At 47.3% G+C, this 12,884-nt stretch carries 8 protein-coding genes; 6 read left to right on the forward strand and 2 right to left on the reverse strand.

The features are described 5' to 3' along the window. Positions 1 to 526: 526 nt before the first annotated feature. The 4 genes from hpsA to QUA70_RS09990 all read left to right on the forward strand — a co-directional run bounded on the left by hpsA (position 527) and on the right by QUA70_RS09990 (position 8,230). The gene (gene hpsA / locus QUA70_RS09975; protein ID WP_333333536.1) at positions 527 to 5,746 is read left to right on the forward strand and encodes a hormogonium polysaccharide biosynthesis protein HpsA; all 5,220 of its coding nucleotides are present in this window, start codon (positions 527 to 529) and stop codon (positions 5,744 to 5,746) included. Between the two features lie 46 nt (positions 5,747 to 5,792). After that, positions 5,793 to 6,461: a hormogonium polysaccharide secretion pseudopilin HpsB gene (hpsB, locus tag QUA70_RS09980; protein ID WP_333333534.1), complete on the forward strand. Its 669-nt coding sequence runs from the start codon at positions 5,793 to 5,795 to the stop codon at positions 6,459 to 6,461. Positions 6,462 to 6,525: 64 nt separating this feature from the next. Continuing rightward, on the forward strand, positions 6,526 to 7,566 hold the full coding sequence (hpsC, locus tag QUA70_RS09985; RefSeq protein ID WP_333333532.1) for a hormogonium polysaccharide secretion pseudopilin HpsC: 1,041 nt from the start codon (positions 6,526 to 6,528) through the stop codon (positions 7,564 to 7,566). 58 nt (positions 7,567 to 7,624) lie between these two features. Then, the gene (locus QUA70_RS09990; protein WP_333333530.1) at positions 7,625 to 8,230 is read left to right on the forward strand and encodes a prepilin-type N-terminal cleavage/methylation domain-containing protein; all 606 of its coding nucleotides are present in this window, start codon (positions 7,625 to 7,627) and stop codon (positions 8,228 to 8,230) included. A 318-nt stretch (positions 8,231 to 8,548) separates the two neighbouring features. On the opposite strand, the gene QUA70_RS09995 is transcribed toward QUA70_RS09990, so the two are convergent. Further along, the gene (locus tag QUA70_RS09995) at positions 8,549 to 9,337 is read right to left on the reverse strand and encodes a cobalt-precorrin-6A reductase (RefSeq protein ID WP_333346656.1); all 789 of its coding nucleotides are present in this window, start codon (positions 9,335 to 9,337) and stop codon (positions 8,549 to 8,551) included. Positions 9,338 to 10,058: 721 nt separating this feature from the next. Here QUA70_RS09995 and QUA70_RS10000 point away from each other — a divergent pair. After that, positions 10,059 to 10,877 (forward strand): tetratricopeptide repeat protein, encoded by an 819-nt coding sequence (locus QUA70_RS10000; protein WP_333346658.1) that lies wholly within the window; start codon positions 10,059 to 10,061, stop codon positions 10,875 to 10,877. 171 nt (positions 10,878 to 11,048) lie between these two features. Here the strand turns inward: QUA70_RS10000 and QUA70_RS10005 are convergent, their stop codons facing one another. Further along, positions 11,049 to 11,837 (reverse strand): TIGR01548 family HAD-type hydrolase, encoded by a 789-nt coding sequence (locus QUA70_RS10005; protein ID WP_333346660.1) that lies wholly within the window; start codon positions 11,835 to 11,837, stop codon positions 11,049 to 11,051. A 177-nt stretch (positions 11,838 to 12,014) separates the two neighbouring features. On the opposite strand from QUA70_RS10005, the gene QUA70_RS10010 reads away from it, so the two are divergent. Beyond that, on the forward strand, positions 12,015 to 12,326 hold the full coding sequence (locus QUA70_RS10010; RefSeq protein WP_333037125.1) for a 30S ribosomal protein PSRP-3: 312 nt from the start codon (positions 12,015 to 12,017) through the stop codon (positions 12,324 to 12,326). Positions 12,327 to 12,884: the final 558 nt, after the last annotated feature.

Raw genomic sequence — 12,884 nt, forward strand, 5'->3', positions numbered from 1 at the left:
AAACGGAAATTCGATCGCACTTAGGGGCATTACGGAAATTCGATCACACTTGGGGGCATTACGGCAATTCGATCGCCCAATTTAGATTTGATCGCACCGATAGGCCTAACCATAATTCCATTGCCCGATCTTGATTGTAGATTCCGGTGGTTGAAACTGCTAGCGACGCGAGCACACAAACAAAGGCCGCAAGGGCTGGGCAATACGTCGAATACGATCGCAATCACTGTTTTTGGGTGATCGAATTCACTCTCGCTCTTGGTACTGACATTTCTATTTAACTCGATTAGAGTGGAGTTAGGGAACTCTCATCCTTGCAGGGCAAATTTTTCGCTGAAAAATATATGATCGGCGGCGATTTTGGTTGCGGGTTTGTGGGTTTTATTTTTCAGCCAAAGTACAGATTTAAATTTGTGCAAGAGGCTGATATGCAAGTTGCAAAAAATGGGAACTATAAAGATGGGATTGTACTGTCGAGCAGTAACTACCTGCAATACCATCACTGAAATTATTCAGGAAGGCGTCAATGTTTAAGAGCAAATTATCCAAAGTTATCGTATCCCTGCTGCGGCGGATTGCTGGTGTTACCAGATCCGGGGCGAAGCGGCTGATGAGAGCAATGCTGCAAACCCTGATGGCTATGGGCCGGAGGGCAAGACTACCGATGGCGGGGTTTGTGCTGCCGACGGTGACGATGGTGTTGCTGGTAGTGATTTTGTTGACTGTGGCGATTACGCTGCGATCGTTTGATCGGGCGAATACGGCGCGTAACGTGCGCGTGAACCAGCAGGTGCTGGCGGCCGCGACTCCGGCGCTCGATCGGGCAAAAGCAAAAATTCAGTATGCCTTATCCCCTCAAGGAAGCGGAACACTTGAGACACCATCAGAATTGAGCGTTTACCAAGCGCTGGATTCAGCTCGCTTTAAATTTGGAGATGAGGATGTTTTACAGGTTAAGGTTGATCTTAATAATGTAAATGGAATTATTGATCCAGCCCCTACAGATCTAACTAAGATCAATGAAAGTGAGAGAATAAATACCGCTTGGAGGTTCCCTGTAGATACTGACAACAATGGTAAATTTGATACCTACACTCTATACGGAATATATTTTCGCAGTCCACCTCGCGATCCGGACACAGGAGAGTTTAATAGAGCTAGAAAGGGTTTAGAAGCCAGAACCCCTCCTATGTCGGTATCCGGTACTACCAGCGCGATCTGCAAGGCAGCCGCAGGTACTAGCGCTAGTTTGGTAGGCAGTTCGGACTGGTACAAAGCAGAGGGCGTACTCAAAAAAAGCTTCTTTGTCTACACGGTGAACGTGCCGATTAGTGATCTTACGGGAGTGGCTACACCAGCCAACTACGAAAAATTTAAAGGATCTCCAAGTTTCTCAGCTTTGGAGTATCAACAAGACCAAAAACGCATTCCACTACAAAATAATGCGGTGGTTTATGAAGATGACTTAGAAGTATCTCCCGGCCCGGCGCTACGTCTGAACGGACGAATATTTACTAATAGTAACTTTGTTGTCACTCACACGAACACGGGGCCAGTAACATTTTATCTCGTTAGCAGCAAAGAATCTTGTTTTTACAACCTAGAAAATAGCAAAATAATCGTTAGCGGTAATGTGGTAAACGGCACTTCGGGAGGTCCGGGCAACATTTCCACTGAAGTAGGAGCTCATCTATTTGGGACAACTGCTACCGATCCAGAACTAGGAAAATCAATCAAAGGCCCAGATCAGCAATCTGTAGCCTACAACGCAGGTGCTTTAGGGGTTATTTACAATAACAAGGCTTATTCCGATCGCATCGGCCTGTTAGTTTCCGAACAGGAAAAGAATGCCGCTAATTCCGATCCCCTGGAAGTTAAAAATGCCTTGGCCAAACAAGTTGATGAGGAAACCGACCCCACTCCTCCCAGCGCGGCTCGTCAAGAGGAGATTCGCAGAGAAAAGCTGGAATCTTACTTTAGATTGCGGACGCGGAAGGTGCCTTTTGCAGAAGTGTCGGCCACAGGAGACGCATTGATTGGCTTTGTTGACCCTACAACAAAAGTGGTGACTACATCTCCATTAGTCGGTACAGGGGATGAACTGCGACCGGTGGATGCCTGGGTTATACCTTCGGATGCCAACACAGGACTCAATACAACAGTCAGGCTGGCAGCCAACAGCCCGGAAAAGGTAGAGGAAGATAATAAAGAATCCGAGTTAGGCGATCGCATAATCGTAGGGAACAATCTACCAGCACTGAGGTGGAGAAGCGATTTAAACCCTCCCAAATTTGTGGGTGAAGGTGAGGAAGGAAGAGACATATTAGGAGTTGATTGGCTGGATGGGGGCCAACGCTACCGGGAACCCCAAGTGAAGCAGTTCGCTGATGTAGGGGGAGCAGATAGGGACGGCTTTTGGGAACTAAGTGCAGCCCAAGCACCTGAAACAGCCGTTGATGGCATTGGCGGATTGCGGGTAATCACGGGTGCGGGTGTTTACGAGCGCACAAACTCTTTTCTGCCACCTCCTAAAGTCTTCAACCCTGCTGCTAATGCAGTATCGGAGTTCTACGACGATCCGGCAACTACTGCTGTAGTAGAAAAGTTCCCTGTTGTTTGGCCCGACTCCATGCCGATGTCACCCGGCCCGAATTCTAAAGTTTATAACAATAATCCTGCTGGTACTATTGGCTGGACTGATTTGACGGCGACGGATTGGAACGCTTTGCCCACAACTCCGGGGTCAAACTTAACCGGAACTATCGACCCCAAGACTCCCCAGTATGCTAAGGGCGACTTGCGGATGCGCGCCACTGCGATCTATCACTACGCAAACAACCCAAGCCCAGGCGCTCAAACGGATAAATTAGCTGATACCCCGCTGGCTTGTGTCAGCAGCTATTACGATCCCAGCTACCGATACAGCAAGGGTGGAACTCTATTTGATTCCAGTCTCAATCGTCCAGGTTTGCCATCGGGACAAAACGCAAATGGTAAATCCAACAACGGCATTGTCTACGGCTACAACCCTCCAACAGCGAGAGCGGGTATAGGTGCAATTTTGACAGCCGCTCTCCAGACAGACGCATCGAGTCTGCCACCGCTGACTGCCGGAACAATAGAGGAACGCTTGAATTATCAAGCCAGTATCGTTTTCCCCGATGGTCGGTTTGTCAATGAGAACTTAAGGAAGGCTTTGCAGAAGGTTGACGGCGAACGCAGCTTGTCGGAAAAAGCTGCGATCGACTCCACTCTTTGCTCTTTGCAAATTTTGGCAGATCCGACTACAGGCTTTTCTACCACCTATCTGGATCACGGGACAATTCGGGAAGTTGCTTTTCTCAATCCTAGGGAAGTTAAGGCGATCGACAAGGACGACCCAGCTACTGCGGTGGACGAGACTTACAGCCTCAGCAGTCCTTTGGGTGGTGGCGCTCAGAGCGCGAAGCTAACAGGAAATTACGACCTTCCCCTAGCAGAAAGACAACCCCTAGAAATCCGGGTCACGCAATTAGATATCAATAAGCTCAGGGGAAACACAAAAACCATCCCCTACCAGCGACAGCCCGTCATCAACACCCTTAACCCAGAGTATATGCTGCCTTACAGCGGCCTAATTTACGCCAGCCGTGACGATGCAGCACCCGATCGCAGCGATCGCCCTGCGAATAGTCTTGGCACCATTGATGAAACCCGCAGCAAACTAAGCAGTTCAACTGATTCTCGGCTAGACCCCAGCCGCAGACCCCACGGAATTATGCTGATTAACGGATCTAGCTTGGGTCGGCCGACAACTGTCGCCACGGTGACAGACGTACTCAAAGAGAAGGGTTTACTGTTGACTTCTAACCTGCCGGTGTACATCCAAGGCGCATTTAACACACACACCCAGAGAGAATTTGGTACAGGTGTTGCAAATCCTTTTGATTGGACTCCTAGCACTTTCTACGGTCGCCTAGGTACAGACCTGAATCCCAATTTTGCTTGTCGCCTCGGCGATCCCCGATACCCTGGCAAATGCGCTGGCAGCGATAATTGGCGAGGGGCAACAGTGCTCTCGGATGCGATCACGCTGCTTTCTGAGCCAGAGTCAGCTAATTTACAGGAAGGATTCCGGTACGGTATCCGCAATCACGGAGATTTTGACCTGAGAAATAATGCAGGTAGCGCAATTGTCGGCTATGACTTCGATGGCAATGGTATTCTAGGTACTAATACAGTTAGTGAAGTTACCTTCGACTTTGACCTCAATGGCAATGGGAATAAGATCGATACGACTGTTAAAGAGACGGATGTAACGGCTAAAGCCGTTCGCAGGATTAACGGTTTTGGTGCTAACAACTACGTCACTAACGGTTTGAGTAGCGGTGCTGCTTTTGACATTATCAACCAAGAAAAGGTCGGGCTAAGCGCGGGAACTACCGTTTCACCAAAAGACGAAAACTACCGCACTAACATAGGTGCTGCTCCCAACAGTTCATACTTCAACAATTTCATTACGCCAGTTCAGCGACGGGCTAATAATGCAATTAAATTTCCAGAGTATGTCATGGAAATTTGCCGGAAGTTGCCTGTTTCAGCTTGCGCCCCCAGTGACTGGGTAGTGGGTATTGATGGTGGTACTGCTGGGGAATTTGAACCTACTGAAATACAAAAAGCAAGGCTTGTCCCTGCAGCTACCCCAGTCGGTCTACTTTTGTCGGGTACAACAGCTAAACCAGCTATCGATCCAGCAGATAGACGATATCCCCGTCGCGTAGCTTTTGTGCGAGACAGCTCAGGTAAGCTGGTTTTGGATAATCCCAACAGCCTCCCTATCGCGCTGGGAATTACTAGCAATGCAGTAGCTTTCTATGCTACTTCCACAACTGCGGTCACTGTGGACGGTACTGCCATAACTCCTGTCACTGGTCAGCCTCAGCTAGCAGATAACGCTCTTTGGTATGCGACCACCAAAACTCCCCTTGCTCCCAACACTCCGACCCAAATTGACTATGGCAATGCTAACCCTCTGTTTTACGCCAAACTACCAACAGCTAATGTTGAGCAGCCACAGCTAAGACCTACTTTGCAGATTCAGGCCACAAATTCTAATCCTGTGGCTGGTTTGGTTCCTATACAAGGCCCCAACGCCAACGACGGAACGCGATGGATGCAAAGAGCGCGAAATACAGAGTTTAACCTCATAGTCGCCTCAAATGACGTTCCTTCACGGGCTCTCTCTCCCAGCCTTGGAGAAACCAATGGAGGTATGCAAAACTTACCGCGCTTTATGGAAAATTGGAGAGAACTAACTACCTCGATCGCGGGCTCGTTTATCCAATTCAAGCGCAGTGCTTACGCAACTGCTCCTTACCAATCAGTTCTCGATATCGCTAATACTTCTCCTTTTAACGCCAAAATATTCGACAGTCGCCTCGACATTCCGGCGGATACCCGCAGCATTTACAGAGTTCAAAACGCATTAGGTGCGATCGGCTATTTCGTTGCACCCGATCGGCTATGGGGATTTGATGTAGGTTTGCTTTCACAGCCCCCTGACTTGTTCGCCCAAAAGTTCACTCTCCCTGCTACTCAACAAAAACCTGACGAATATTTCAGAGAAATCAGCCGAGATGATGATTGGGTAAAAGCTTTGTTGTGCGCTGAAAAATTGAACAACGACACCGCTCGCACTTTCTCTGGTAACTATGCTGCCAATGACAGCGCTACAAAACCAAGAACAGACTGTCCTAACCTTTCCTAACCTTTAAACCCTCACATTCCTGAGTTCCAAATGCGGAGTGCTTACTATGATCAAACGCCAACAGCCACAAAGTAGTTTACATAAGTCTCAAGAAGCCGGCTACACGATTATCGAGTCATTGGTAGCGATGATTGTAGTTTCGGTGCTGATGATTGCGATCGCCCCTGTGATGGCTTTCTCAGTAGCAACTCGCGTACAAGCCAAACGGATAGAAATGGCCACTCAAGCCGCCAAAACCTATATTGAGGCGCTCAGGTCTGAGGCGCTCAAACAAGGTACTAACGGGTTTCCTGATCCGTCCACAACAGGCAATAAATTAGAGGACACCCCCGCTCCAGGCAACAACATCAACGCTCTTTACTGCATAGACAAAGATGGAGATCAACTCTGTACCGCTGGCAGCAATGAAGACCTTGTAGTTCAGGGCTACTACTATAACAACTTACCCGCTGCTACAAATCCGGCAAAAACAGGCTACAGCTTAATTGTTCGGGTTTACAGGGCAAGTTCTTTTGCTAGTGGCGTGGGTGCACTAACAACTCAGAAAATTCAAGCCGATCAAAACCGACAAGTACAGCAAGGAGTTACTAGCGCAGGGCTGGGAAATCTCCGAGCGCCTTTGGTAGAAATGAGAACAGAAATAGGTGCTAGCGATCGACAAGGTGCTTACAACAGTTTGTGTACTCGCATTAATGGCGCCGCCGGCTGTCAGTAATCATCAAAGTCCCCGTTATTAAATTTAAAATCGCTCCCCCCATTTGGCAAAGGAAACAGTCAAAATGAAAACTTTACTCAGGTTGCTTCTCAAAACTCAGCACCAGCGAAACCGCTCCGGGCCAGCTCCAACAGAAAAGGGCATGACCCTGGTTGAGCTATTGGTCGGAGCAATTATGGCGTTTTTAATCATTACGCCGATGCTCGGTTTTGTAGTCGATATGCTGAATACCGACAGGAGGGAACAAGTCAAGTCAAATACCGAGCAAGACCTTCAGGCCGCCGTTGATTTCATCGCCCAAGATTTGAGTCAAGCTATTTATATTTACGATCAGGCAGGAATCACTGCTATTAACCCCGCGACTAAACTTCCTCCTGCTCCTGCAAATACCACAGGTACTCCAATTCTAGTTTTCTGGAAGCGACAGCTAATTAAAAATGCTGTTCCTATTAATTCGGCTGTTACTGCAAAAACACCAAGCGCTTGCCCTGCTAGCGGTAGTGAGTGCAACGACACTTATGTACTATCCTTAGTTGCCTACTACCAGATTAGAGATACTGCTCCTAACTCTATTTGGTGTCAGCCTTCAGGAGGCAATTGTCCTACCCGTATTGCTCGCTATGAAATTAGGGAGCCAGTTAGAAATCCCTACACAATAGATGCCACAAAACCTTATTACGATGCGGCAGATTTAAGTGATGCTCAAAAAGGCAGTCAAGCCTTTAATAAAGACTTTGACTTTAATAAGCCCACAGTAAATGTGACGATGGGAGCCAATTTTCCCCCTCCTGAAGTATTGGTTAATTACATCCACTACAGTAGCACTAATGTTCCAACACCAACCGGAAATCAGTGTCAAACTCTTCTTTCCGTAACACCACCACCACCACCAGCAACATTCAATCCAAACGATTTACTCATAACAGACAGCTCAAACCACAGCTTTTACGCTTGTGTTGATACATCTAAAAACATAGCCAGAGTGACGCTCAGAGGAAACAGCCTACGCCGCATTCAAACTGATGCTGATTATGAGACCACGAAATCGGCATATTTCCCAACAGCAACCGTGCAAGTACAAGGTTTAGGTGGGTTAGGAAAATAACGAATTTCTGAAACACATTTCCGAACCGTCGGCCACTGATAAACAATAGGAGAGTACCATGAAAACCCCACCCATATTATTAAAACTTTTGCATAAGTGTGCTGCCAAGCCCAGCCCTAATTTCCACAAAACTGCCTCCAGAAAAGATGATGGAGGATTCACGCTTCTAGAAGTGCTGGTGATAGCGTTAATCATAGGTATATTCAGCTCGATCGCGGCTCCAAGCTGGCTGGGATTCATCAACAGACAAAGAGTTCGCACAGTGAACGATCGCGTTTTCCAATCATTACGACTAGCACAAAGCGAAGCAAAGCGAACTAAGCGCGATATCACAGTTACATTTTCTGCTCCACCTGTTGATCCGCCAACAATTACGTTTAACCCGCCACTAGCTACGGGTGGTAGTGAGCAAAAGTTAGATGGTGGAGGCGAAATTCCACCCGGCACCATTGCACTTAGTCATAATGCACCCTCAATCACTTTTGATTACCTGGGAAACGTAAATGGACTTCCGTTAGATACATCAGTAAATCCAAATGTTAGTCGATTTGTTGCCACAGTTTCTACTGTTAACGGTGGTGCTAAGCAGTGTGCGATCGTGGAAACTATCATAGGAGGCATGAGAACTGCTGAAGGAAATGATCCCGTAACTGGGTGCCCCTAATAGCTTTCAATAAATTTAATCTTAATCTCTAACAGCAATTCCGCATAAGTTCTGAATTGCTAAAGTATATTAACTTAAATTATTTGATATTTCAAATCCTATTAAAAATGTCAAAATATGCAGCTAGAACTAAAACAAATAATCATCCAGCCAGAAAATCAACTATTACTCAAAGACATAACCTGGCCGATGTTTGAAACCCTACTAATATCATTTCCGGTAACACCGGAATGATGTTGACAGTTGACAGTTGACAGTGAACAGTCAACAGTGAACAGTGAACTCGAATTTACTATTCCGATGCTAACGAATTGGATATCATAACTGCTTAACTAACCAAGCGATCGCCCCTTCAACATCAGCAACCTGCTCAACATCGGGAATCGGCGGCCGCTGCACCATCACCACCGGAATTCCCAGTTCCCTAGCCGCAACAATTTTCGCATAAGTAGCACCGCCCCCGCTGTTTTTACTAACAATTGTATCAATCTGATATTCTAATAGTAATTGGCGCTCGTCTTCCAAAGAAAAAGGCCCCCTTGCTAATAACAATTTACCATTAGGAATAGGAGTATTTAGTGCCGGAGGATCGATCGCCCGCATCAAAAACCAAATAGCATCCAAACCAGCAAAAGCAGCCAATTCCTGCCTACCAATGGTGAGAAACACCCGCTGAGACTGCCCTAATAAAGCCCTTGCAGCCTCCGAGTGGCCCGCAACATCAATCCAGCGATCGCCCTCCACCCTCTCCCAAGCAGGACGCACCAGCATCAAAAAGGGCACATTACATTCAGCAGCAGCAACAGCAGCATTAGCAGAAATCTGAGCCGCAAACGGATGAGTAGCATCAATCAAAAAGTCGATCGGGCGATCCTCTCCGTTGGCGTAGCCCCCGTAGGGGCGGGCTGCGCTAACGAGCAAAAACGCCGCCAGCCCAGCCGCCCCACCAAACCCCCCAATTCGCACCGTACCCGTTTTTGGGGTAAAAGGCTGTTGAGTGCGTCCTGCTAGCGAAGATATCACCTCTATATCAGCGATTTGAGACGCTCTTGCCGCCAGTTCAGCAGCATCCCCCGTCCCGCCCAAAATTAGCAACCGTTTTTTCACCAAATTATCCCTAATACCAATTTAATGTGAAGTTGCACATATCTCGATCCCCCTAAATCCCCCTTAAGAAGGGGAGTAGGGGTTGACTTTGAGAAGAATCTTGTCCCACCCTTTGTAGGGGCGGTGCGACCCCTACTCCCCGTGCCCGCCCTCTTGGCTAGGGGGGATCGGATTCTATGCAACCTCATAAAAAATTGGTATAACTTATCCAACCAACGCCCGCAAATTCGGTTATTGACACTCCCCAGCCTAAAGGCGTGGGGATTCTTAATTCAGCGACTGACCTTAAAATTGACTATCCTTACGGCATTACTTAAACCAAATACCCGTTCAATTGAACCAAGTATCGAGCCTAACTTAGACAATCCCAGCGGGTCTATCTCCAAAAGCGTACTAGAATATTTATCTAGAGTTTGGGTATGCCCTACCCTACTTAACAATCCTAAAAATAGTTTGTTTTTGCTGGTTTAAGGCTTACTGAATTCAGCCTCTAGCTGTTTAAAGAGTTTTCGCTGCTCTCGGTCCAACAATTTATGCCTAAAAGTGTGTCTCATGTCCTGTTTCACGATGGCAAAGGAGTTTAACCTTGACTACTCTAGTATACTAGAAAAATCCTGACTTTTAGGAAGGGATTTAAGAAATTAAAGCCGTCCTAGAAGGAAAGGGTTTTAAACCCAGATTTTTGATAATATGTTTAGTAAAGTTTAAACTACCAACAACGATGATTCGCTCACTTCTCACATTTTTTACAGTATTAATTGTAACCGGGTTAGTATGGTTGGGAAATATCGCACCCGCTACCGCACAAGTACAACCAACAGATATCACCGCTCCCCAACAGGAATTGGGAGAACTCGTTCAAAAAGCTTTTGAAGCTACAAATGAAGGCAAATTTCCCGCCGCAGAAACTTTTTGGACTCAAATCATTGACAAATTCCCCTCACAAGCCGCCGCTTGGAGCAACCGAGGCAACTCTAGAGTCAGCCAAAACAAACTACAAGCCGCTATTACCGACTACGAAAGAGCGATCGAACTAGCACCCAACGCCCCCGATCCCTACCTAAACCGCGGCACCGCCTTAGAAGGTTTAGGACGCTGGCAAGAAGCGATCGCCGACTACAATCATGTACTAGAATTAGACTCCCAAGATCCAGCCGCCTACAACAACCGAGGCAACGCCGAAGCAGGTTTAGGACAATGGGAACAAGCAATTGCCGACTACAGCAAAGCCTTTGAACTAGCCCCCGAATACGCCTTTGCCCGCGCCAACCACGCCCTCGCACTTTATCAAAACGGGCAAACCAAAGAAGCAATTCGCAACATGAAAAACATCGTCCGCAGATACCCCCAATTTGCCGACATGAGAGCCGCCCTCAGCGCCTGTCTTTGGGAAGCAGGAAAGCGCGGCGAAGCTGAGAGCAATTGGGTAGCCGCAGTCGGCCTCGATGCCCGCTACAAAGACCTCGATTGGGTTGCCAATAACCGTCGCTGGCCACCAGTTGTAGTCAGCGCCTTAGACAAATTCTTGCACTTGAAATAATCTCAAAGGGAAAGTTGACTGTTGACTGTTGACTGTTGACTGTTGACTGTTGACTGTTGACTGTTGACTGTTGACTCGATTTTATTATTCCGATACAACCGGAAACGATATCATTGGTTATTTGTTATTTCGATAACTAACAACTGACAACTGACAACTAACAACTGACAACTAACAATTGACTAATTCCCAAATCCGCGCAGCCGTCAACTCCTCGACATTCCTGAAAACCGCTGCTGCACCAGCAGTTTTCAGCGCCGCAGCATAAGCCTCGCAGCGCACAGCATCATCCAAAACATGAGGCGGCAAAATTCCAGTCCCCAGCCAAACCCGATTTGGTTGCACTTCCCGCGCCTTCACAACCGTGTAAATATCCGCAACAGTATCTCCCGCGTAAATCACCGGCAAATTTTTTTCTAAACCGTGCAGATTTTCCAACTGTTCAATTGCCGCGAAAAGTCCAGCCGGATCGGGTTTTCCCGGTGCATCTTCCATCGCCACCAACACGGGGGAATTTAAACTCAGTTTCCCTGACAAAACATAAGCAGCTTCATCCCGCATCGCCCCGCTAAAAAAGCCCCAAACAATGCCCCCAACCGTTAAATTTTCCAGGTAAGCCGGACTTAACAACAGCGGTTCGTCACAAATGTAACCAGTCCAATTTTTCTCATCGGGCCCGCGATAGCGACTTTGGAAAAAAGCCACTAATTCGTCATAGTTGAGAGCGAGTTCGTTTCTCGATCGCCCAATCCCCTCAAAATAACGGCAAACTAACTCGAAAGATGCCTGCCAGTCATTATTCCACACTCCCTCAGACTTCAGAGAGTCGATATCTAGAGAATTCGGACGAAAAGCACCCGCCGTGAAATGCTTCACCGCATCGGCGATCGCCCGCCGGTAGGAACCGGACACATCCCGCACCACACCGTCAATATCGAAGACTACAATAACTCTGTTCACAAATTAACCATCCTTGTACCTAGGGCGGGTGAGAACCCAAATTTTATCTGTTGCCAGCCCCTGAGTGGCGCTAAAACCAGCCGCACCACAAAACTTTTCATGGCCGATGACCAATTATCGAACAGAGTGTGCTACGCTTAGCGATTGTAGAAATTTTTAACAAGTTCGATCGGAACCCTGGAGGTTTGCTTGTCCAAGTTCATCTTAAAAGTTCTCTGGCTAGAAGAGAATGTTGCCCTCGCCGTTGACCAAGTGGTCGGCAAAGGAACTAGCCCGCTGACATCCTACTTTTTCTGGCCCCGCAAAGATGCCTGGGAAGACCTCAAAAACGAACTCGAAGCCAAACACTGGATTGCTGATAACGATCGCGTCGAAATCCTCAACCAAGCCACAGAAGTCATCAACTACTGGCAAGAGGAAGGCAGACGGCGCCCGATGACTGAAGCTCAGTCAAGGTTCCCCCTAGTGACTTTTACCGGCAGCAACTAAGCCCAGCTTTAAGTTGCTACCCATATAAATTGCCTGTTATGGCTGACAAGGGGAAGGAGAGAGGGGAGAAGGCGAGAGGATTTGACGCTTTTTCCACCTCGCCGTGAAAGATAAAATTTGAATGCGCTAGAGCTTATCTTGATACTAACTCCGATTTTCAGACCTAATCGGGTTTTGGGCTTGGTCGATCGATTTGAGAATAGAGATTGGGAATTTATGCAAAATAAAGCTCTAAAATCGCCTTTTCAACAATCTTAAAAATACTAAGCAACGAAACCAAAGAAATCTAAAATCGGCTTTTTTATACTTTTAAATTGTACAGTCAGCTCTCAACGGACTTCCCTATGACTAATGACTGCTGACTAATGACTAATAACTAATGACTTCTTCGCGGAATCTATGGGCGCCGAAAGTACAATAAACCAGACCGAACAGCTACCGCTGGTAGTAAATCCCGACATTCTCCAGCAAGCTATCCTCTACAAAATTAATACTCGCATAAACGCTCGCGGAGAATTAATTTTCCCCTGCGTACCGGGAATGCTAAGCCACTATCTC

Origin of the sequence: Microcoleus sp. LAD1_D5 (assembly GCF_036702115.1) — a bacterium.
GTDB lineage: Bacteria > Cyanobacteriota > Cyanobacteriia > Cyanobacteriales > Microcoleaceae > Microcoleus.